Source organism: Pseudomonas sp. FW305-28, from assembly GCF_017351395.1.
Lineage (GTDB): Bacteria > Pseudomonadota > Gammaproteobacteria > Pseudomonadales > Pseudomonadaceae > Aquipseudomonas > Aquipseudomonas fluorescens_AA.
On sequence record NZ_JACNDD010000002.1, the window covers coordinates 110,927 to 131,114 of the forward strand.

23 protein-coding genes and 1 tRNA gene are annotated in these 20,188 nt (G+C 60.3%); 4 read left to right on the forward strand and 20 right to left on the reverse strand.

Annotated elements, in window-relative coordinates:
- The 14 genes from J4E53_RS01165 to trmJ all read right to left on the reverse strand — a co-directional run bounded on the left by J4E53_RS01165 (position 1) and on the right by trmJ (position 10,851).
- Positions 1-1,035, reverse strand: a complete 1,035-nt coding sequence (locus J4E53_RS01165) for a RodZ family helix-turn-helix domain-containing protein (RefSeq protein WP_103309424.1) — start codon at positions 1,033-1,035, stop codon at positions 1-3.
- Positions 1,035-1,793, reverse strand: coding sequence for a type IV pilus biogenesis/stability protein PilW (gene pilW / locus J4E53_RS01170; RefSeq protein ID WP_060739090.1), 759 nt, complete (start codon positions 1,791-1,793; stop codon positions 1,035-1,037). The genes J4E53_RS01165 and pilW overlap by 1 nt, the downstream gene beginning before the upstream one ends.
- Before the next feature lie 12 nt (positions 1,794-1,805).
- On the reverse strand, positions 1,806-2,954 hold the full coding sequence (gene rlmN / locus J4E53_RS01175) for a 23S rRNA (adenine(2503)-C(2))-methyltransferase RlmN (protein WP_053118626.1): 1,149 nt from the start codon (positions 2,952-2,954) through the stop codon (positions 1,806-1,808).
- 28 nt (positions 2,955-2,982) lie between these two features.
- Positions 2,983-3,408 carry a nucleoside-diphosphate kinase gene (gene ndk, locus J4E53_RS01180; protein ID WP_042727994.1) on the reverse strand — a complete coding sequence of 142 codons (426 nt, stop codon included), beginning with the start codon at positions 3,406-3,408 and terminating at the stop codon, positions 2,983-2,985.
- A gap of 88 nt (positions 3,409-3,496) precedes the next feature.
- A complete protein-coding gene (iscX, locus tag J4E53_RS01185; protein ID WP_060739091.1) occupies positions 3,497-3,697 on the reverse strand; it encodes a Fe-S cluster assembly protein IscX in 201 nt (66 codons plus the stop codon).
- Positions 3,698-3,710: 13 nt separating this feature from the next.
- Positions 3,711-4,052: an ISC system 2Fe-2S type ferredoxin gene (gene fdx / locus J4E53_RS01190; RefSeq protein WP_042727996.1), complete on the reverse strand. Its 342-nt coding sequence runs from the start codon at positions 4,050-4,052 to the stop codon at positions 3,711-3,713.
- Between the two features lie 3 nt (positions 4,053-4,055).
- Positions 4,056-5,918 (reverse strand): Fe-S protein assembly chaperone HscA, encoded by a 1,863-nt coding sequence (hscA, locus tag J4E53_RS01195; RefSeq protein ID WP_103309423.1) that lies wholly within the window; start codon positions 5,916-5,918, stop codon positions 4,056-4,058.
- Positions 5,919-5,968: 50 nt separating this feature from the next.
- Positions 5,969-6,490, reverse strand: coding sequence for a co-chaperone HscB (hscB, locus tag J4E53_RS01200; RefSeq protein WP_060739093.1), 522 nt, complete (start codon positions 6,488-6,490; stop codon positions 5,969-5,971).
- An 8-nt stretch (positions 6,491-6,498) separates the two neighbouring features.
- Positions 6,499-6,822 carry an iron-sulfur cluster assembly protein IscA gene (gene iscA, locus J4E53_RS01205; RefSeq protein ID WP_003185155.1) on the reverse strand — a complete coding sequence of 108 codons (324 nt, stop codon included), beginning with the start codon at positions 6,820-6,822 and terminating at the stop codon, positions 6,499-6,501.
- 24 nt (positions 6,823-6,846) lie between these two features.
- The gene (iscU, locus tag J4E53_RS01210) at positions 6,847-7,233 is read right to left on the reverse strand and encodes a Fe-S cluster assembly scaffold IscU (protein ID WP_003185157.1); all 387 of its coding nucleotides are present in this window, start codon (positions 7,231-7,233) and stop codon (positions 6,847-6,849) included.
- Between the two features lie 43 nt (positions 7,234-7,276).
- Positions 7,277-8,491 carry an IscS subfamily cysteine desulfurase gene (locus J4E53_RS01215; protein WP_060739094.1) on the reverse strand — a complete coding sequence of 405 codons (1,215 nt, stop codon included), beginning with the start codon at positions 8,489-8,491 and terminating at the stop codon, positions 7,277-7,279.
- A 50-nt stretch (positions 8,492-8,541) separates the two neighbouring features.
- A complete protein-coding gene (gene iscR / locus J4E53_RS01220) occupies positions 8,542-9,033 on the reverse strand; it encodes a Fe-S cluster assembly transcriptional regulator IscR (protein ID WP_003185160.1) in 492 nt (163 codons plus the stop codon).
- Positions 9,034-9,302: 269 nt separating this feature from the next.
- Positions 9,303-10,079, reverse strand: a complete 777-nt coding sequence (gene cysE, locus J4E53_RS01225) for a serine O-acetyltransferase (RefSeq protein WP_092165673.1) — start codon at positions 10,077-10,079, stop codon at positions 9,303-9,305.
- Position 10,080: 1 nt separating this feature from the next.
- Positions 10,081-10,851, reverse strand: a complete 771-nt coding sequence (trmJ, locus tag J4E53_RS01230; protein ID WP_038856918.1) for a tRNA (cytosine(32)/uridine(32)-2'-O)-methyltransferase TrmJ — start codon at positions 10,849-10,851, stop codon at positions 10,081-10,083.
- A gap of 144 nt (positions 10,852-10,995) precedes the next feature.
- Here trmJ and suhB point away from each other — a divergent pair, with 144 nt between their 5' ends.
- Positions 10,996-11,814 (forward strand): inositol-phosphate phosphatase, encoded by an 819-nt coding sequence (gene suhB / locus J4E53_RS01235; RefSeq protein WP_003185165.1) that lies wholly within the window; start codon positions 10,996-10,998, stop codon positions 11,812-11,814.
- Between the two features lie 424 nt (positions 11,815-12,238).
- On the opposite strand, the gene J4E53_RS01240 is transcribed toward suhB, so the two are convergent.
- From J4E53_RS01240 to queA, 6 genes are all read right to left on the reverse strand, one after another.
- Positions 12,239-12,787 carry a glycine zipper 2TM domain-containing protein gene (locus J4E53_RS01240; protein ID WP_014336691.1) on the reverse strand — a complete coding sequence of 183 codons (549 nt, stop codon included), beginning with the start codon at positions 12,785-12,787 and terminating at the stop codon, positions 12,239-12,241.
- Between the two features lie 117 nt (positions 12,788-12,904).
- Positions 12,905-13,819, reverse strand: coding sequence for a protein translocase subunit SecF (secF, locus tag J4E53_RS01245; protein WP_060739096.1), 915 nt, complete (start codon positions 13,817-13,819; stop codon positions 12,905-12,907).
- 9 nt (positions 13,820-13,828) lie between these two features.
- A complete protein-coding gene (gene secD / locus J4E53_RS01250; RefSeq protein ID WP_103309421.1) occupies positions 13,829-15,697 on the reverse strand; it encodes a protein translocase subunit SecD in 1,869 nt (622 codons plus the stop codon).
- Between the two features lie 63 nt (positions 15,698-15,760).
- Positions 15,761-16,099 carry a preprotein translocase subunit YajC gene (yajC, locus tag J4E53_RS01255; protein ID WP_007916913.1) on the reverse strand — a complete coding sequence of 113 codons (339 nt, stop codon included), beginning with the start codon at positions 16,097-16,099 and terminating at the stop codon, positions 15,761-15,763.
- 43 nt (positions 16,100-16,142) lie between these two features.
- Positions 16,143-17,258 (reverse strand): tRNA guanosine(34) transglycosylase Tgt, encoded by a 1,116-nt coding sequence (tgt, locus tag J4E53_RS01260; protein WP_161951757.1) that lies wholly within the window; start codon positions 17,256-17,258, stop codon positions 16,143-16,145.
- A gap of 14 nt (positions 17,259-17,272) precedes the next feature.
- Positions 17,273-18,322, reverse strand: a complete 1,050-nt coding sequence (gene queA / locus J4E53_RS01265) for a tRNA preQ1(34) S-adenosylmethionine ribosyltransferase-isomerase QueA (RefSeq protein ID WP_028237240.1) — start codon at positions 18,320-18,322, stop codon at positions 17,273-17,275.
- A 108-nt stretch (positions 18,323-18,430) separates the two neighbouring features.
- Between queA and J4E53_RS01270 the strand changes: the two genes are divergently transcribed.
- The 3 genes from J4E53_RS01270 (at position 18,431) to J4E53_RS30665 (ending at position 20,169) form a co-directional block, all read left to right on the forward strand.
- A tRNA-Leu gene (locus J4E53_RS01270) sits at positions 18,431-18,515 on the forward strand.
- A 230-nt stretch (positions 18,516-18,745) separates the two neighbouring features.
- The gene (locus J4E53_RS01275) at positions 18,746-19,075 is read left to right on the forward strand and encodes a hypothetical protein (RefSeq protein ID WP_103309419.1); all 330 of its coding nucleotides are present in this window, start codon (positions 18,746-18,748) and stop codon (positions 19,073-19,075) included.
- Positions 19,076-19,119: 44 nt separating this feature from the next.
- A complete protein-coding gene (locus J4E53_RS30665; RefSeq protein WP_103309418.1) occupies positions 19,120-20,169 on the forward strand; it encodes a hypothetical protein in 1,050 nt (349 codons plus the stop codon).
- The last annotated feature ends 19 nt before the right edge of the window (positions 20,170-20,188 follow it).

Genomic DNA, 20,188 nt, shown 5'->3' on the forward strand with positions numbered 1-20,188 from the left:
TTATTGACCCAACTTCAGGCGAGCGGTCTCGCCACTGGTGAACGGAGCGATGTCGACCGGCTGGCCGTTATAGCTGACCTGTGCGCCACGGGCATAACCCAGGCGTACGGCAAACGGCGGCTTGCCATTGACGGCAGTGCTGTCGCCCTTGCGCTTGAGGCCACTGAACAGCACCTTGCCGTTGCCGTCGGTGATCTGCGTCCAGCAGTCGGCGACAAACTGGATCTGCACCTGGCCTTCACCCGCGACTGGCGCCGGGGTCGGGGCCGCTGGAGCTGCCGGGGCGACTGGAGCGGTAGGCGCGGCGTGGGTCGCAGGCGCAGCCGCGGTCGGTGCTGGCGTACTCGGCGCGGCCGGGGCCGTGGCAATCGGTGCGCTGCCGGTGTTCGGGGCAGCCGGTGCAGTCGGCGTGGTCGGTGCTGGAACAGCCGGCTCGGCACCGGCCTGGGCATCGGCGTCGTCCTGGCTTTGTGGCAACGCCAGGGCGGTTTCGCCTTCGGTCTGGCCTTCGATGACAGCCTGGTCTTCCGGCTCGTCCAGCGGATGGATCTGGGTGGTGCCGTCAGCGCCCTCGACCTCGACGTGCTCGGGGTTCATGGCGACGGGCTCCTTGTTGCGCAAGGACGCCTGGTCCTGCCACCAGACAAAACCGCCACCGATCACCGCGATCAGCAGCAACAGGCTGACAATTCGCAAAATGGTATGGGAAACGCGAACCGGTTCCTCGATGCGCCCCAGGCTGTGCACGTTGCTGCCCTGGGCATCGGAACCGGTGTATTGATCGAATTGCTGGACCAGCACGGTCTGGTCCATGCCGAGCAACTTGGCATAGGCGCGGATGTAGCCCCGGGCGAAGGTGTGCCCGGGCAGCTTGTCGAACGCGCCCGCTTCCAGATTGCCGAGGGAAGCCACGGTAAGATTGAGCTTGAGGGCCACTTCGGCCAGCGACCAACCATTGCTTTCGCGGGCTTGACGCAGGGTCTCACCGGGATTTACGCGAGTCGCTGCTACAACTTCGGGATGCGCCGCTTTCATCATTGCTCCGACAGGTATTGCTGATATTCCGGCGTACCGGGATAGAGTCTTTTGAGTTGCAAGCCGTAACTCGCAGCTTTGTCGCGATCTTCAAACACATGTGCCAGCCGAACGCCGAGCAATAGACTACGTGCATTTTGCTCGCTCAGCAGGCTAAAACGCTCGTAGTAGTCACGGGCGGGCACATAATGCCTGTCTTCGTAAGACAACTCAGCCATTTCCAGCAGCGCCCGCGGTTGCTGGCGGTTGAGCCGCAGCGCCTTTTCGAGCTGCTGGCGGGCCAGGTCACGCTGGCCCAACTGCGCGGCCGTCATGCCGAGGTTCTCGAAAACCCGCGAACGCTCAGGGTAAAGGGTATCGGCGGCAGCCTGCTCGAAGCGCTCGTAGGCTTCCTTGTAGCGTTTCTGCTCGAAAAGAAAGCTGCCGTAGTTGTTCAGGATCCGTGCATCCTGGGGCCGGCCGGCCAACGCCTTGCGAAAATGCTGGTCGGCCAGTTCCGACTCCATCTCGGCCTGGAATACCAGGGCCAGAGCCGCGTTGGCATCCGGGTCGGAATCGTCCAGCTCCAGGGCCTTCTTGAGCGGCACCTTGGCCCGTTCGGTCATGCCCTGCTGCAGGTAGCCGATGCCCAGTTGCACATAGGCCACACGTGCCTCGTCACGCCCTTTGCTGGTCTTCATCGGGTTGTAGTCACCCGACAGGACACAACCGGAACAAAGGCCGGCCAACAGCAAAACGAGCGCGAAGCGCAGGGACATAGAGTTCCTCTCTTAGTGACTGTTCGCAGCGTTTTGCACCGCATCATCCGCGGCGTTCAACTCACGCACGGCAATGTAGCGTTCGCTGCGACGGGTGCGATCCAGCACCTGTCCTACCAATTGGCCACAAGCGGCGTCGATGTCTTCGCCGCGGGTGGTGCGCACGGTGACGTTGAAGCCAGCGTGGTGAAGCTGATCCTGGAAGCGACGAATCGCGTTGTTGCTCGGACGCTCGTAACCGGAATGCGGGAACGGGTTGAACGGGATCAGGTTGATCTTGCACGGGATGTTCTTGAGCAACTCGATCATCTCGACCGCGTGCTCGACCTTGTCGTTCACATCCTTGAGCAGCGTGTACTCGATGGTCAGCACGCGTTTTTCGCCCAGGGACGACATGTAGCGCTGGCACGACTCGAGCAGCATCTTAAGCGGATACTTCTTGTTGATCGGCACCAATTGGTTACGCAATGCGTCATTGGGTGCGTGCAGCGACAACGCCAGGGAGACGTCGATGTGCTTGGCCAGCTCATCGATCATCGGCACCACGCCAGAGGTGGACAGGGTCACGCGGCGCTTGGAGATGCCGTAGCCCAGGTCGTCCATCATCAGGTGCATGGCGGAAACGACGTTGTCGAAGTTCAGCAGCGGCTCACCCATGCCCATCATCACCACGTTGGTGATGGCACGGTCGACGGTCGCCGGGACGCTGCCAAAGGATTTGTTGGCAATCCACACCTGGCCGATCACTTCGGCGGCGGTGAGGTTGCTATTGAAGCCTTGCTTGCCGGTGGAGCAGAAACTGCAATCCAGGGCACAGCCTGCCTGGGACGAAACGCACAAGGTGCCGCGCTTGCCCTGGGGAATGTAGACGGTCTCGACGCAGCTGCCGGACGCCACGCGCACCACCCACTTGCGGGTGCCGTCGCTGGAAATGTCCTGGCTGACCACTTCGGGGCCGCGAATCTCGGCAACAGCCTTGAGCTTTTCACGCAGGGCCTTGCCGACATTCGTCATGGCGTCGAAGTCGTCGACGCCAAAGTGGTGAATCCATTTCATCACCTGGCCGGCACGGAAACGCTTCTCCCCGATCGAGTCGAAGAATTTCTCCATTTCCGGCTGGGTCAGGCCCAACAGGTTGGTTTTGCCGTTCGATGTAGTCATGGATTCACCTTCACTCAAAAGCCTGGGCTTAGCGAGTGGTTACTTCAGTAGCGGAGAAAAAGTAAGCGATTTCGCGAGCGGCAGCGGCTTCGGAGTCCGAACCGTGGACGGCGTTGGCGTCGATGGACTCGGCGAAGTCAGCACGGATGGTGCCGGCAGCAGCTTCTTTAGGGTTGGTGGCGCCCATCAGCTCACGGTTGCGAGCGATGGCGTTTTCGCCTTCCAGCACCTGAACGACAACCGGACCGGAAGTCATGAAGGCAACCAGCTCACCGAAGAAACCGCGCTCGCTGTGCTCAGCGTAGAAGCCTTCGGCTTCGGCTTTGGACAGTTGCTTCATTTTCGAAGCTACAACGCGCAGGCCAGCGTCTTCGAAGCGGGTAACGATCTTGCCGATCACGTTTTTAGCAACGGCGTCAGGCTTGATGATGGAGAAAGTACGTTGAACAGCCATGGTGTAACTCCAGAAACGGTAATTTGCGAAAAATTAAACCCGCGAATTATACGCGGGTTCAGGGGTATTGCCTAACCTGCCAGGTCGATCAGTCGATTTCTTCGATCCAGAGCGTCTGGACCGCTTCCAAGACCTTCTCGCCACAACGGCCAGAGGTATTGTCGAAATCGGGTAGCTCCATGATCCAGCGCTGCAAATCGACAAAATTCACAGCCAGCGGATCCACGTCCGGCTTGGCTTCGGCCAGTTCTTCTGCGATGCGTTGAACATCATTCCAACCATAGCTCATGACAGTGTCACCATCAGTGCGGCGCTTCGGCCGCATGGTTAAGCGAATATTTCGGGATTTCGACCACCAGGTCCTCGGTGCCGACCTTGGCCTGACAGGTCAGGCGCGACGTCGGCTCCAGGCCCCAGGCCCGATCAAGATAGTCCTCTTCCAGCTCATCGGCCTCATTCAGCGAGTCGAAACCCTCGCGAATGATGCAATGGCACGTGGTGCAGGCACAAACGCCGCCGCAGGCGCTCTCGATCTCGATGTGGTTGTCATGGGCCACTTCAAGCAGGGACTTGCCGGTTTCGGCCTCTACCACCATACCGTCCGGGCAATGCTCGGCGTGTGGCAGAAAAATGATCTGCGGCATCAGTTATTCCTCGATTTCATTCAGGTTGCGCCCCGCCAGGGCGGCTTTCACCGTCGAGTCCAGGCGGCGGGCAGCAAAGGCATCGGTGACTTGCGACAGACGCTTGGTCTGCTGCTCGATGGCATAACCATCGGTGCCTTTGATCAATTCGGACAGTTCCTGCATCTGCAGCTCGATGACCATGCGCTCTTCAGCGTCGAGCAAGCGATCGCCGTCAGCTTCCAAGGCACCTTGCACGGCTTCGATCAGGCGCTGGGCGTCGACCTGTTGCTCGCGCAGCACACGCGCCACCTTGTCGTCGCTGGCGTGCTGGAAGGAATCCTTGAGCATCTTGGCGATTTCGCCGTCGGTCAGGCCGTAGGACGGCTTGACCTGGATGCTCGCCTCCACGCCCGAAGCCAGTTCGCGGGCGGAGACGTTGAGCAAACCATCGGCATCGACCTGGAAGGTCACGCGGATCTTCGCCGCACCGGCCACCATCGGCGGGATGCCGCGTAATTCGAAGCGAGCCAGGGAACGGCAGTCGCTGATCAGTTCACGCTCGCCTTGCAGCACGTGAACCATCATGGCCGACTGGCCGTCTTTATAGGTGGTGAAGTCCTGGGCGCGGGCAACCGGGATGGTGGTGTTGCGTGGAATCACCTTCTCCATCAGGCCGCCCATGGTTTCCAGCCCCAGGGACAACGGAATCACGTCGAGCAACAGCAGTTCGCCGCCGTCGCGCTTGTTGCCGGCCAGGGTATCGGCCTGGATCGCGGCGCCGATGGCGACCACCTGGTCCGGGTCGATTTCGGTCAGCGGCTGGCGGCCAAAGGCCTCGGCAACGGCTTCGCGAACCCGAGGCACGCGGGTCGAACCACCGACCATGACCACGGCTTTCACATCTTCAAGCTCGACACCGGAATCGCGCACGGCACGGCGGCAGGCCTTGAGGCTGCGGGCGACCATGGGTTCGATCAGGGCATCGAAGGCCTCGCGGGTCAGCGCGGCTTTCCAGTCGCCATAAGCGACTTCAACGGTGGTGGCGTCGGTCAAGGCTTCCTTGGCGGCGCAGGCGGTTTGCAGCAGGTGGCGTTGCGCACCCGGGTCGAGGTCGGCGGACAAGCCGGCTTGCTCGATGATCCAGCCAGCGATGGCGTGATCGAAGTCATCGCCACCCAGGGCGCTGTCGCCACCGGTGGCCAGGACTTCGAAAACACCGCCGGTCAGGCGCAGGATCGAAATATCGAATGTACCGCCGCCCAGGTCGTAGATCGCGACCAGGCCTTCGGCATGCTGGTCCAGGCCATACGCCACGGCAGCGGCAGTCGGCTCGTTGAGCAGGCGCAGGACGTTAAGGCCGGCCAGCTTGGCGGCGTCCTTGGTGGCTTGGCGCTGGGCGTCGTCGAAATAGGCCGGGACGGTGATGACCGCGCCCACCAGTTCACCGCCCAACGCCGCTTCGGCACGCTGGCGCAGGACCTTGAGGATGTCGGCGGAAACCTCGACCGGGCTTTTCGGGCCCTGCACGGTTTCGATGAACGGCATGTGAGATTCGCCGCCGACGAAGCGGTACGGCAGCTGGTCGCCCAATTGCTTGACGTCGGACAGACCACGACCCATCAAGCGCTTGACCGAGACAATGGTGTTCAGCGGGTCGGCGGCGGCGGCCAGCTTGGCCGACTCGCCCACTTCGACGCGGTCGGCGTGATAACGCACGGCGGACGGCAGGATCACCTGCCCCTGCTCATCGGCCAGTGGCTCGGAAAGACCGCTGCGCAAGGCAGCGACCAGGGAATTGGTAGTACCCAAGTCGATCCCGACAGCCAGGCGACGCTGGTGCGGTTGTGGACTTTGGCCGGGTTCGGCGATCTGCAGTAGGGCCATCGTAATCAGGACTTATCTGTAATCAGGCGTGCGACCGGAGCGGCACTGGGTTAATCGTCGAGGCGCTCTTCTAGCTGGCGCACTTCGTAGGTGAGCTTGTCGAGGAACTGCATGCGCCGCATCAGGCGTTCGGCCTGTTCGCGTTGCGCGGCATCGTTCCAGCAGGCTGCGAAGCTTTCATTCAGTGTTTGCTGGGCGTCTTTCAAGCGCCGCTTGAATACCGCGACACCGGCCAGGTCGGCGCTGTCCTGCAGGTCCTCGAGTTCTTCGCGCCACTGCATCTGCTGCAAAAGAAACTCGGGATCGTGGACCGTGACCTCCAGCGGCAACTCATGGCCGCTGATGGCGAGCAGGTAACGCGCGCGCTTGGCCGGGTGCTTGAGCGTCTGGTAAGCCTCGTTGAGGTTCGCCGACTGCTCGAGCGCCCGCCGTTGCTCCGCCTCGGAGGCATCGGCAAAGCGGTCGGGATGGACGCCACGGGCCAATTCAAGATAACGCGCGGACAACTGCTCGAGATCCAGCTGGAATGCAGGCTGCATCTGGAACAACGCAAAATGACAAGGAGTACCCACAAGCCGCCTCAGATGTTGAAGCTTTCGCCGCAGCCACATTCACCGCGCACGTTGGGGTTGTTGAACTTGAAGCCTTCGTTCAACCCTTCCTTGACGAAATCCAGTTCGGTGCCGTCCAGGTACGTCAGGCTTTTCGGGTCGATGATCACTTTCTGACCATGACTTTCGAACACCTGATCGTCTTCGCCCACTTCGTCGACGAATTCCAGTACATAGGCGAGACCAGAACAGCCTGTGGTGCGTACACCCAGGCGGATACCCTCACCCTTGCCGCGCCCCGCAAGTGAGCGCTGGATATGGTTAGCTGCCGCTTCTGTCATCTGGATAGCCATGGAAAACTCCTTACCGTACGCGGATCAGATCAAGCCTTTCTTCTGCTTGTAATCGCGAACGGCGGCCTTGATGGCGTCTTCGGCGAGTACCGAGCAGTGGATCTTCACTGGCGGCAGGGCCAGTTCTTCGGCCAGCTGGGTGTTCTTGATGGTTTCGGCTTCATCAAGGGTCTTGCCCTTCATCCACTCGGTGGCCAGGGAGCTGGACGCGATGGCCGAACCGCAGCCGTAGGTCTTGAACTTGGCATCTTCGATGATGCCTTGCTCGTTGACCTTGATCTGCAGGCGCATGACGTCGCCGCACGCCGGAGCGCCGACCATGCCGGTGCCGACATCAGGATCCTGCGCGTCCATCTTGCCGACGTTGCGCGGGTTCTCGTAGTGGTCGATGACCTTTTCGCTATATGCCATTTGCTTCAATCCTCATCAGTGAGTCGCTCTGGTGGCGACTTCTTCAGTGCGCCGCCCACTCGATTTTCGAAATGTCGACGCCGTCTTTGTACATGTCCCACAGCGGCGACAGAGCGCGCAGCTTGGTAACGGCCTCGCAGACTTTCTGCGCGGCGTAATCGATTTCTTCTTCGGTGGTGAAACGGCCGAAGGTAAAGCGAATGGAGCTGTGGGCCAGTTCGTCGTTGCGGCCCAGGGCGCGCAGTACGTACGAAGGCTCCAGGGACGCCGAGGTGCACGCCGAACCGGACGACACGGCCAGATCCTTGAGCGCCATGATCAGCGACTCGCCTTCAACGTAGTTGAAGCTCAGGTTCAGGTTGTGCGGTACGCGGGCGGTCAGGCTGCCGTTGACGTAGAGTTCTTCGAGGTGCTCGACCTGCTTGAAGAAGCGGTCGCTCAGGGCCTTGATGCGTACGTTCTCGGCCGCCATGTCTTCCTTGGCGACGCGGAAGGCTTCGCCCATGCCGACGATCTGGTGGGTCGCCAGGGTACCGGAACGCATGCCGCGCTCGTGACCGCCGCCATGCATGGTCGCTTCGAGGCGAACACGCGGCTTGCGGCTGACATACAGCGCGCCGATGCCTTTAGGGCCGTAGGTCTTGTGGGCCGAGAACGACATCAGGTCGACTTTCAGCTTGGACAGGTCGATGTCGACCTTGCCAGTGGACTGCGCGCCGTCGACGTGGAACAGGACGCCCTTGGAGCGGGTCAGTTCGCCGATGGCCGCGATGTCGTTGACGGTGCCGATTTCGTTGTTCACGTGCATGATCGAAACCAGGATGGTGTCGTCGCGCAGGGCGGCTTCGACCATGGCCGGGGTGATGATGCCGTCTTCACCGGGCTCGATGTAGGTAACTTCGAAGCCTTCACGCTCCAGTTGGCGCATGGTGTCCAGGACAGCCTTGTGCTCGATCTTGGAGGTGATCAGGTGCTTGCCCTTGGTGTGGTAGAAATGCGCGACACCCTTGATTGCCAGGTTGTCGGATTCGGTGGCACCGGAGGTCCAGACGATTTCACGCGGGTCGGCGTTGACCAGGTCGGCGACCTGGCGACGGGCGTTTTCGACCGACTCTTCGGCCTTCCAGCCAAACACGTGGGAACGGGACGCCGGGTTACCGAAGTTTCCGTCGACCAGCAGGCATTCACTCATTTTTTGCGCAACACGCGGATCAACCGGGGTGGTCGCAGAGTAATCAAGGTAAATCGGCAATTTCATGGACTTTCTCCTAAATCAGGCTGGCTGGCGTTCCGCGTGCTCTGCGGCAGTCATTCGACGGCGGACGCTTCAATCTTGTCCAGGTGCGGCGCCTTGCTGTTGCAACGGCGCTGGTCCTGACGCTGGGCTACTTCTTGCACCTCACGGCGAGTTACAAGGTCAGCCAAGCTGATACCGCTTAGAAATTCGTGAATCTGCAGGCTGAGGTCGCACCACAAGTGGTGGGTCAGGCAAGTATCGCCGCCATGGCAGTCGCCTAGGCCCTGGCATTTGGTCGCATCGACCGATTCGTTCACCGCATCGATCACCTGGGCGACCTGGATGCCTTGCATGTCCCGCGACAGCTGGTAGCCACCGCCAGGGCCGCGAACGCTGGAGACCAGGTTGCTGCGGCGCAGCTTGGCGAACAGTTGCTCAAGGTAAGACAGGGAAATGCCCTGGCGCTCGGAGATATCGGCCAGGGACACCGGCCCGTGCTGCGCATGCAATGCCAGATCGAGCATTGCGGTCACGGCGTATCGGCCTTTTGTAGTCAGTCGCATGGACAATTACCACGGAGTTCGGAATGGGGGCGAGTATGCAATTCCCGAGTATTTAAGTCAAGTATAAGACCTAGTGCTTTACTCAGGTTTACCCGCGAAAGAGCGCGCGCATGATAGCAAAGGCTGGTCGGCGGCGACCAGTGATACCGTGTTGTCGTTTATCGCGAGCAAGCTCGCTCCCACAGGAGGGGCTTTGGTGGATGCACAATTTGTGTACACCGCAGATCTCCTGTGGGAGCGAGCTTGCTCGCGATGAGGCCAGCAGGGTTTCAGCTAGCCTGGCTCTCATCCTTATCCTTCACACACGCAAAGTCTTCCTCGCGCAGTTCAGGCAGGTCCTTGGCACAGTAATTACTGCCCAGGTCCTTCAGGGCGCCGCACATCCCCTCCAGGCGCCCATCGACGGCCTGCAGGTGATCGAGCAACTGGTTGATGGCCCGGGCGACCGGGTCGGGCATGTCTTCGCCGACACCATAGGCGTCGAAGCCGATCTTCTCGGCCATGGCCTTGCGGCGAGCATCCTGCTCCTCATCGGACTTGACGATGATCCGCCCCGGAATCCCCACCACGGTCGCACCCGGCGGCACGGCCTTGGTCACCACGGCGTTGGAGCCGACTTTCGCCCCCGCCCCCACCGTGAACGGCCCGAGCACCTTGGCACCGGCACCGACCACCACGCCGTCTTCCAGGGTTGGGTGACGCTTGCCTTTGTTCCAGCTGGTGCCGCCAAGGGTCACGCCCTGGTACAAGGTCACGTCGTCGCCGATCTCGGCGGTTTCACCGATGACGATGCCCATGCCGTGGTCAATGAAGAACCGACGGCCGACCTTGGCGCCCGGGTGGATCTCGATCCCGGTCAGCCAGCGGCCGAAGTTCGAGACCAGCCGCGCCAGCCACTTCCAGCCCATGTTCCACAAGGCGCCGGACAGGCGATGGATCCAGATGGCGTGCATCCCCGGGTAGCAGGTCAGCACTTCAAAGGCATTGCGCGCCGCCGGGTCACGATGGAAAACACTTTGGATATCTTCACGCAAACGTTCGAACATTTTATTTCTTCCGCTTAATCAGCTCGCCACGGGCCGCCTTCTGGGTTTCCGTGAGGATGCCGCGCAATATATTCATCTCCGCCCGGCTGACCGAGCTTCGTCCGTACAACCGACGCAGGCGCGCCATCAAGTGCCGCGGCTTTTCCGGGTCGAGGAACTCGATGTCCACCAGGGTCTGCTCCAGGTGCTCATAGAATCGTTCCAGCTCGTCCATGGTCGCCAGTGTCTCACTGCGCGGCGACGTGACCTCGGTTTTTTCGACTTTGCTGGGCTTGCCTTCGGCCGCCAGCCAAGCCATGCGCACTTCATAACTCAACACCTGCACCGCCGCCCCCAGATTCAAGGAACTGAACTCGGGGTCGGAAGGGATATGCACGTGAAAGTGACATCGCTGTAGCTCGTCATTGGTCAGGCCGGAGTCTTCACGGCCGAACACCAGGGCGATTTCAAAGCCTTGCGCGGCTTCCTCGACCACTTTGGTGCCGCATTCACGGGGGTCAAGCAGCGGCCAGGGGATACGCCGGTCGCGGGCGCTGGTACCGAGCACCAGGTTGCAACCCACCAGGGCATCTTCGAGGGTGGCGACGACTTGCGCGTTGGCCAGGATGTCACCGGCACCAGAAGCACGGGCGTCGGCTTCGTGATGAGGAAACAAGCGCGGCTCGACCAGCACCAGCCGCGACAGGCCCATGTTCTTCATGGCCCGCGCAGCTCCGCCGATGTTACCCGGATGGCTGGTATTGACCAGGACGACACGAATGTTCTGCAACAAGGGGGGCGCTCTCGAACACGATAAAGGGAGCAAATCTTACAGAAGCACCTACCGTTAAGCTATGAAAGCGAACACCAACCTTCTCCTGAGAAAACTTTCTGATAGAATGCGCGGCTTTCTTTAACAACCTTAGGTGACACATCCATGCAGCCCATGCTGAATATCGCGCTGCGCGCCGCCCGCAGCGCCAGTGAACTGATCTTCCGCTCCATCGAGCGCCTGGATACCATCAAGGTCGATGAAAAAGACGCCAAGGACTACGTGTCCGAGGTCGATCGCGCCGCCGAGCAAAAGATCGTCGACGCCCTGCGCAAGGCTTACCCGAACCACTCCATCCTCGGTGAAGAGACCGGCATGCACGCCGGTACTGGCATCGAAGGCGAAGAGTACCTGTGGATCATCGATCCACTGGACGGCACCACCAACTTCTTGCGCGGCATTCCTCATTTCGCTGTCAGCATCGCCTGCAAATACCGTGGCCGCCTGGAACACGCTGTCGTGCTGGACCCGGTTCGCCAGGAAGAATTCACCGCCAGCCGCGGCCGTGGTGCCCAGCTGAACGGTCGTCGCCTGCGCGTCAGCGGCCGCACCAGCCTGGACGGCGCCCTGCTGGGTACCGGCTTCCCGTTCCGTGATGACCAGATGGACAACCTGGACAACTACCTGGGCATGTTCCGCGCCCTGGTCGGCCAGACCGCCGGCATCCGCCGCGCCGGTGCTGCGAGCCTGGACCTGGCTTATGTGGCTGCCGGTCGTTTCGATGCATTCTGGGAGTCGGGCCTGTCCGAGTGGGACATGGCAGCGGGCGCCCTGCTGATCCAGGAAGCGGGTGGTTTGGTGAGCGACTTCACCGGCGGCCACGACTTCCTTGAAAAAGGCCACATCGTTGCCGGCAACACCAAATGCTTCAAGGCTGTGCTCACTGCTATCCAGCCGCATTTGCCGGCTTCGCTGAAACGCTAAGCGACACAGCTACAGAAAAAGCACCCTTCGGGGTGCTTTTTTATGCCTGGATTTTGCACACCCGAACCACTGCGGGAGCAAAGCTTGCTCGCGATACAGTGGCACACTCAACAGAGAGGCCACCTGACCCACCGCTATCGCGAGCAAGCTTTGCTCCCACAGGGTGGACTGCCCCAAAAAGCTGGACACCAACCTGACTTTTGGGGTCAGTCCAGGGGGGATTGGGTTGGCACAGGTTTTATATCCACTGAAGATCCAGTGTGGGAGCGAGCTTGCTCGCGATGGCTGCAGCACATTCAACACTGATACAAGCTGACCCACCGCTATCGCGAGCAAGCTCGCTCCCACAAGGGGGTGGCGGTGAGTCAGGGAATCGGGGCACAAAAAAAGCACCCCGAAGGGTGCTTTTTTCATAGCGGTTGGATCACTGGGCTGGTTCGTTCTGGCCCAGGATCAGTTGGCCTTCCTTGCTCACCGGGATCTGGTTGCCCGGGTCGCGGTCCATGCGGACTTTGCCTTCTTTGCCGTCGAGCATGTAGCGAACGTCGTAGCCTACCACCTTGTCGCTGATGTCATTGACCGTGTTGCAGCGCGTCTGGGTGGTGGTGTAGGTGTCGCGCTCCTGCATGCCTTCCTGAATCTTGTTACCGGCATAACCACCACCGGCCGCACCCGCCACAGTGGCGATTTTCTTGCCGGTGCCGCCGCCAATCTGGTTACCCAGCAGGCCACCGGCTACGGCGCCCAGCACGGTGCCGGCGATCTGGTGCTGGTCCTGGACTGGCTTCTGCCGAGTCACGGTGACGTCCTTGCACACTTCACGCGGGGTCTTGATTTGGGTCTTGACCGGTTCCACGGCCAGTACTTGCGCATACTCAGGGCCACTCTTTACCAAGCTGTAGGTGGCGACCGCGCCACCGGCTGTTACACCGACAGCACCCAATACCGCACCAACCAGCATCGATTTGTTCACTTGAACCTCCTGACCATCACAAGCGGATTAATCCGCGCTTCTCCCAGCCTTGGAGCACAAAAAAAGGCGCGAGTTCAACTCGCGCCTTTTCAGCGGTGACGGGCGGAGCGACGAGCCTTATGGGCGGTCGTCCACTTCCGTTTCGGTGGCCGCAGGAGGAATCAGGTCCTCGGAGTTCAGGTTCAGCCAGATCAGCACCACGTTGGCGATGTAGATCGACGAGTAGGTACCCGCCATCACACCGATGAACAGCGCGATGGAGAAACCGAACAGGTTGTCGCCACCAAAAAACAGCAGCGCAGCAATCGCCAGCAAGGTAGAGATCGACGTCGCCATGGTCCGCAGCAGCGTCTGGGTGGTCGAGATGTTGATGTTCTCGACCAACGATGCCTTGCGCAGCACACGGAAGTTTTCACGCACCCGGTCGAACACCACGATAGTGTCGTTGAGGGAGTAACCGATGATCGCCAACACCGCCGCCAGCACCGTCAAGTCGAAGGTGATCTGGAAGAACGACAGGATACCCACGGTCACGATCACGTCGTGGATCAGCGAGGCAATCGCACCCACCGCGAACTTCCACTGGAAGCGGAAAGCCAGGTAGAGCATCACGCCGCCCAACGCCAACAGCATGCCGAGGCCGCCCTGGTCGCGCAGTTCTTCACCCACTTGCGGGCCGACGAACTCGACGCGCTTGACCTGGGCCGGGTTGTCGCCGCCGGCCTTCTGCAAGGCTTCCGCTACCTGGTGGCCCAGTTGCGGGTCTTCACCCGGCATGCGTACCAGCAGGTCGGTGGTCGCACCGAAGCTCTGCACGATGGCATCGCTGTAGCCCGAGGTCGCCAGTTGCTCACGCACCTTGGTGACATCGGCCGGACGCTCGTAGGTCAGCTCGATGAGCGTACCGCCGGTGAAGTCCAGGCCGTAGTTCAATCCCTTGGTGGCCCAGCTGAACAACGCCAGTACGGTAAGGAACAATGTGACGCCGAACGCAATGTTGCGAACGCCCATGAAGTTGATTGTACGTAACATGGCAGCCCCTTAAATCCACAACTTCTTGAAGTCACGACCGCCAAAGATCAGGTTGACCATTGCGCGGGTCACCATGATGGCTGTGAACATCGAGGTAAAGATCCCGAGGGACATGGTCACTGCGAAGCCCTTGACCGGGCCGGTGCCCATGGCAAAGAGAATCCCGCCGACCAGCAATGTGGTCAGGTTGGAGTCGAGAATCGCGGTGAATGCCCGGCCGAAGCCTTCGTTGATTGCCCGCTGGATCGTCATGCCCGCGGCGATCTCTTCACGTATCCGCGAGAAGATCAGAACGTTGGCGTCCACCGCCATGCCCATGGTCAAGACGATACCGGCGATACCCGGCAGGGTCAGCGTAGCACCCAGCAGCGACATCAGGGCCAGCAGCAGCACCATGTTCACCGCCAGCGCGACGGTGGCGATGATGCCGAAGAAACGGTAGATGGCGATGATGAACAGCGAGACGAACAGCATGCCCCACAGCGATGCATCGATACCCTTGGTGATGTTGTCGGCACCCAGGCTCGGGCCGATGGTGCGTTCTTCAGCAAAGTACATCGGCGCGGCCAGGCCACCGGCACGCAGCAGCAGGGCCAGTTCCGAGGATTCACCCTGGCCGTTGAGGCCGGTGATGCGGAACTGGCTGCCCAGTGGCGACTGGATGGTCGCCAGGCTGATGATCTTCTTCTCTTCCTTGAAGGTCTGCACCGCGACGTCTTTCTCGACACCGTCGACCACTTGCTTGGTGTAGGTGGTGGTCGGCTTCTGCTCGATGAAGATCACCGCCATGCTGCGACCGACGTTGCTGCGCGTGGCGCGGCTCATCAGTTCGCCACCGTGGCCGTCGAGGCGGATGTTCACCTGCGGACGACCCTGCTCGTCGAAGCCCGCCTGGGCGTCGGTTACCTGGTCACCGGTGATGATCAGGCCACGCTCGATCTGCGCCGCCGGACGACCGCCTTCACGGAACTCGAAGCTCTCTGTGGTGGCCTTGGACGCCCCCGGTTCAGCGCCGAGGCGGAATTCCAGGTTGGCTGTTTTACCAAGGATACGCTTGGCTTCAGCGGTGTCTTGCACGCCTGGCAGCTCAACCACGATGCGGTTGGCGCCCTGGCGCTGCACGATCGGCTCGGCCACACCCAGCTCGTTGACGCGGTTACGTACCGTGGTCAAGTTCTGCTTGATGGAGTATTCGCGGATTTCCGCCAGCTTGGCCGGGGTCATCGCCAGACGCAGCACCGCCTGACCATTGAGGTCGGCCGGCACAATGTCGAAATCGTTGAAGTTCTTGCGGATCAGCGCACGGGCCTGCTCGCGGGTATCTTCATCGCTGAAGCCCAGCTGAATGGCACCGTTGAGTTGCGGCAGGCTGCGATAGCGCAGGCGCTCTTTACGCAGCAGGCTCTTGACGTCGCCTTCGTAGACTTTCATCCGCGCGTCGAGGGCTTTGTCCATGTCCACTTCCAGCAGGAAGTGCACACCGCCGGACAAGTCCAGGCCCAGCTTCATCGGGTGCGCGCCAAGCTTGCGCAGCCATTGCGGGGTGGTCTGGGCCAGGTTCAGGGCTACAACGTAATCGTCACCCAACGCCTTGCGCACCACGTCCTTGGCTGGCAACTGGTCTTCCGACTTGACCAGGCGCAGCAGGCCGCCCTTGCCGTTTTCGGCGATGGACGCAGCCTTGACCTCGATATTGGACGCCTTGAGCGCAGCGCTCGCACGGTCCAGATCGGCCTGGGTGACCTGCAGCGCAGTGCTTGCGCCACTGACCTGAATGGCCGGGTCATCCGGGTATAGATTGGGAGCGGAATAAATCAGACCGACCGCCAGCACCGCCAGGATCAGTACATATTTCCACAGAGGGTATTTGTTCAGCATCACGCCGCCCGCTTATGACGCGGGGCGCCTTGCGCGCCCCGTCGATTGAATAGAAGTTGTTACTTAGATCGCTTTCAGTGTGCCTTTTGGCAACGTGGCCGCGATAGCGCCCTTCTGGAACTTCATTTCAACAGTGTCGGACACTTCCAGTACCACGAAGTCGTCGGCCACTTTGGTGATCTTGCCAGCGATACCGCCGGTGGTGACCACTTCATCGCCCTTTTGCAGGCTGCTCAGCAGGTTCTTCTGCTCTTTGGCGCGCTTGGCCTGTGGACGCCAGATCATCAGGTAGAAGATGACCAGGAAGCCGACCAGGAAAATCCACTCGAAACCACCGCCCATAGGGCCGGCAGCAGCAGGTGCAGCCGCGTCAGCCATGGCATTAGAGATAAAAAAGCTCATTTAGCACTCCAGTTGCAAGTATTGAATCTAGGGATCGGAAAACTCAGTCCAAAGGCGGTACAGGCAACCCGCGCTTGGCATAGAAGGCCTCGACAAAGGCGGCCAATGTACCCTGTTGGATAGCCTCGCGCAAACCAGCCATAAGCACCTGATAATGGCGCAAATTGTGGATGGTATTGAGCATACTGCCGAGCATTTCGCCGCACTTGTCCAAATGATGCAGATAAGCGCGGGAGAAGTTCTGGCAGGTATAGCAATCGCACGTCGGATCCAGCGGCGAATCATCATGGCGATGGAACGCGTTACGGATCTTCAGCACGCCCGTGTCGATGAACAGATGCCCATTGCGGGCATTACGGGTTGGCATCACGCAATCGAACATGTCCACCCCGCGGCGCACACCCTCAACCAGATCTTCCGGTTTGCCAACGCCCATAAGGTAACGAGGTTTGTCAGCAGGCATTTCCCCTGGCAGGTAATCGAGCACCTTGATCATCTCGTGCTTGGGCTCGCCCACCGACAGACCGCCAATCGCCAGGCCGTCGAAGCCGATCTTGTCCAGGCCTTCCAGCGAGCGCATGCGCAGGTCGCGGTGCATGCCGCCCTGGACGATACCGAACAACGCCGCGGTGTTTTCGCCATGGGCGTTCTTGGAACGCTGGGCCCAGCGCAACGACAGCTCCATGGACACCCGCGCCACGTCTTCATCGGCCGGGTACGGCGTGCACTCGTCGAAGATCATCACGATGTCCGAGCCCAGGTCGCGCTGCACCTGCATCGACTCTTCCGGGCCCATGAACACCTTGGAACCGTCCACCGGAGAAGCGAAGGTCACGCCCTCCTCCTTGATCTTGCGCATCGCGCCCAAGCTGAACACCTGGAAACCACCGGAGTCGGTCAGGATCGGACCTTTCCACTGCATGAAATCGTGCAGGTCGCCGTGGGCCTTGATCACTTCCATGCCCGGGCGCAGCCACAGGTGGAAGGTGTTGCCGAGGATGATTTCCGCGCCAATCGCCTCGATGTCCCGTGGCAGCATGCCCTTGACCGTGCCATAGGTGCCCACCGGCATGAACGCCGGGGTTTCCACGGTTCCGCGGGGGAAGGTCAGACGACCGCGACGAGCCTTGCCATCGGTGGCGAGCAACTCGAAGGACATGCGACAGGTGCGACTCATACTGTTTCCTCGGGTCCGCGTGGCGCGGGGTTACGGGTGATGAACATCGCATCACCGTAGCTGAAAAAGCGGTATCCATGCTCGACGGCGGCCTTGTAGGCGGCCATGGCTTCGGGATAACCGGCGAACGCCGAAACCAGCATCAACAGCGTGGATTCGGGCAAATGAAAGTTGGTGACCAAGGCATCGACCACATGGAACGGCCGACCCGGGTAGATAAAGATATCGGTGTCGCCGCTGAACGGCTTGAGCACACCATCGCGAGCCGCGCTTTCCAGGGACCGCACGCTGGTGGTCCCCACCGCCACCACCCGACCACCGCGAGCGCGACAGGCCGCCACGGCATCGACCACGTCCTGACTCACTTCCAGCCATTCGTTGTGCATGTGGTGGTCTTCGATGCGCTCGACCCGCACCGGCTGGAACGTACCAGCGCCCACGTGCAGCGTCACGAACGCGGTCTCCACGCCCTTGGCGGCAATCGCCTCCAGCAACGGCTGATCGAAATGCAACCCCGCCGTCGGCGCCGCCACCGCCCCCAGGCGCTCGGCGTACACGGTCTGATAACGCTCGCGGTCCGAACCTTCGTCCGGGCGATCTATATAAGGAGGCAACGGCATGTGCCCGACACGGTCGAGCAGCGGCAACACCTCTTCGGCAAATTCCAGCTCGAACAACGCATCATGCCGCGCCACCATCACCGCCTCGCCGCCACCGTCGATCAAAATCGACGAACCCGGCTTGGGCGACTTGCTGGAGCGCACATGGGCCAGCACACGATGACTGTCCAGCACCCGCTCCACCAGAATCTCCAGCTTGCCGCCGGAGGCCTTCTGGCCAAACAACCGCGCCGGAATCACCCGGGTATTGTTGAACACCATCAAATCGCCCGGGCGCAAATGCTCAAGCAAATCAGTGAATTGACGGTGAGCCATGGCACCGCTGACCCCGTCCAGGGTCAACAGTCGACTGGCGCGACGCTCCGCCAGAGGGTGGCGAGCGATCAGCGAATCCGGGAGTTCGAAGGTAAAGTCAGCAACACGCATGATGGGGTTCGTCTAGCAGGGCCGGAAAGTCTAGCGGAAATATCAAAAATTCACCATGAAACGTGATTGACCAACGGTAGGCACCTCTCTATACTTCGCCGCCATTGAGCCCTGATGGCGGAATTGGTAGACGCGGCGGATTCAAAATCCGTTTTCGAAAGGAGTGGGAGTTCGAGTCTCCCTCGGGGCACCATCTTAAAGAAAGACCTTGAAATTCAAGGTCTTTTTTTTCGTCTGCAAAAAAGTGTCTACCGTGCCCACACCCACAAGAACACCACAACCCCTGTGGCGAGGGAGCTTGCTTCCGCTTGAGCGCGAAGCGCTCACAAAGATCTCACTACCCCCACCAATGCTCCGCCTTGCAACACCCTGCTGACCCAGCTCCACCGCCCCTCCTCACCCGCTGACAAAGGACTTCACCCCATGGAATTGCTGCTGGAAACAGTCGCTCTTTACTCGCTGAAGCTGGCCTATGAGACAGAGGGTCACAGCCCGATTTTGCGGGATGATCCGTTGATGGGCGGGTGTGATCGGGAGGTGTTTGGGTTGTTGGTGCGCAGAGAAGACATCCAAACTATCCAGGCGAAAGTGCAGCACTGCCTGGACTTGGCGCTGGAGGCAATTGGGGGAAGCAATACAGCTTTGGGACGGGAACTCGGGCGGTTAGCGACTGACTTCGGCGCTTCCCGAACGGTAGAAGAGCTTCGGGGCCCGCTTCTAGCCCTTAGGGATTACCTGAAAGATATCCAGTAAACCTGCGGGACCTGGCGCAACCGAACATCTTGGAGAAATACGTTTTGCTGAAATGGATCTCTGCATTTTTTCTTAGAAGTCGCGAAAACGACACGCTGGGCGAGTTAGTGATGGAGAACCGGCGCTGGCGCATGTTCGCCAAGGTCGGGTTCATCATACTGACGTTGATGCCCATCCTCACTTACTGCTCATGGATAGCCGCATGGTTTGAGGACTCTGGAGTTACCAATCCCGCAGTGCTTGAGGTGATCAATAGCGAAGAGTATCAACGGGCAACCCGGGAGGTCTTTGCTCTGCTCGACCTGTATAACCGCGGGGAGATCGACCTGGATTCGCTGCATGGTTTACAGGGCGTACATCGAATTGGCGGGGTGATGGTCACTTTCAACCTGAAACTGGTGCCACGAGACGAGCCCAGGCAGGGAGGAGGCAGCAAATACAAGCTTGATGGCCAGTACAAAGTGACCGTCTCCATAGGCTATCTTGTTTTGTTTTTGACCATCGAGTTGGTTCTGATCGGGCTAGCAGCCTGCGCAATTTTCCAAGGGCCACCAAAAGCGCAGCGCAGGTTTGAGGAACAGATACTCCAAGAGCATTTCTCCTTTGATATGCCCGTGCTCCCCGCCCCCCAAGAGCGAGCCGACAAGATCATCGAGCGCATGCTGCTACGTTTTCACCGTTTTGCGAAAGACTTGGAACACCGCCCGCGCGGCCGAAAGGGAATCCAGCTTGACGATGAATACGACGTCCAGTTTCTGGTCAACGCGTTGCTAAGATTGCAGTTCGATAACGTAAAGCCTGAAGAGCCGTCCCCGAGCATGGCAGCAGGCGGCACCCGCGCAGACTTCCTCCTGCCTGAACATGGGCTCTTTATTGAACTCAAGATGACGCGCGACGGTATGACCGCAAGGTCGCTAGCCGACGAGCTGATCCTGGATATCGCACGCTATCGTGCCCATCCCGAATGCCATGCAATCATTTTCTTCGTTTACGACCCTCGCGGCCTTGTTAAGAACACCATGGCATTGCGAACGGAGTTATCGGAGATTGCGGGTGAACTCCCTGTGAGCCTGATCGTTTCGCCTAGCCATTGAGGAAAGGGCGGCTCGTGAA

Excerpts from the sequence above, each read along its gene's own strand:
- J4E53_RS01165 (WP_103309424.1), bottom strand. The coding sequence starts at position 1,035 with ATGAAAGCGGCGCATCCCGAAGTTGTAGCAGCGACTCGCGTAAATCCC.
- pilW (WP_060739090.1), bottom strand. The coding sequence starts at position 1,793 with ATGTCCCTGCGCTTCGCGCTCGTTTTGCTGTTGGCCGGCCTTTGTTCC.
- rlmN (WP_053118626.1), bottom strand. The coding sequence starts at position 2,954 with ATGACTACATCGAACGGCAAAACCAACCTGTTGGGCCTGACCCAGCCG.
- ndk (WP_042727994.1), bottom strand. The coding sequence starts at position 3,408 with ATGGCTGTTCAACGTACTTTCTCCATCATCAAGCCTGACGCCGTTGCT.
- iscX (WP_060739091.1), bottom strand. The coding sequence starts at position 3,697 with ATGAGCTATGGTTGGAATGATGTTCAACGCATCGCAGAAGAACTGGCC.
- fdx (WP_042727996.1), bottom strand. The coding sequence starts at position 4,052 with ATGCCGCAGATCATTTTTCTGCCACACGCCGAGCATTGCCCGGACGGT.
- hscA (WP_103309423.1), bottom strand. The coding sequence starts at position 5,918 with ATGGCCCTACTGCAGATCGCCGAACCCGGCCAAAGTCCACAACCGCAC.
- iscA (WP_003185155.1), bottom strand. The coding sequence starts at position 6,822 with ATGGCTATCCAGATGACAGAAGCGGCAGCTAACCATATCCAGCGCTCA.
- iscU (WP_003185157.1), bottom strand. The coding sequence starts at position 7,233 with ATGGCATATAGCGAAAAGGTCATCGACCACTACGAGAACCCGCGCAAC.
- J4E53_RS01215 (WP_060739094.1), bottom strand. The coding sequence starts at position 8,491 with ATGAAATTGCCGATTTACCTTGATTACTCTGCGACCACCCCGGTTGAT.
- iscR (WP_003185160.1), bottom strand. The coding sequence starts at position 9,033 with ATGCGACTGACTACAAAAGGCCGATACGCCGTGACCGCAATGCTCGAT.
- cysE (WP_092165673.1), bottom strand. The coding sequence starts at position 10,079 with ATGTTCGAACGTTTGCGTGAAGATATCCAAAGTGTTTTCCATCGTGAC.
- suhB (WP_003185165.1), top strand. The coding sequence starts at position 10,996 with ATGCAGCCCATGCTGAATATCGCGCTGCGCGCCGCCCGCAGCGCCAGT.
- secF (WP_060739096.1), bottom strand. The coding sequence starts at position 13,819 with ATGTTACGTACAATCAACTTCATGGGCGTTCGCAACATTGCGTTCGGC.
- secD (WP_103309421.1), bottom strand. The coding sequence starts at position 15,697 with ATGCTGAACAAATACCCTCTGTGGAAATATGTACTGATCCTGGCGGTG.
- yajC (WP_007916913.1), bottom strand. The coding sequence starts at position 16,099 with ATGAGCTTTTTTATCTCTAATGCCATGGCTGACGCGGCTGCACCTGCT.
- tgt (WP_161951757.1), bottom strand. The coding sequence starts at position 17,258 with ATGTCCTTCGAGTTGCTCGCCACCGATGGCAAGGCTCGTCGCGGTCGT.
- queA (WP_028237240.1), bottom strand. The coding sequence starts at position 18,322 with ATGCGTGTTGCTGACTTTACCTTCGAACTCCCGGATTCGCTGATCGCT.
- J4E53_RS01275 (WP_103309419.1), top strand. The coding sequence starts at position 18,746 with ATGGAATTGCTGCTGGAAACAGTCGCTCTTTACTCGCTGAAGCTGGCC.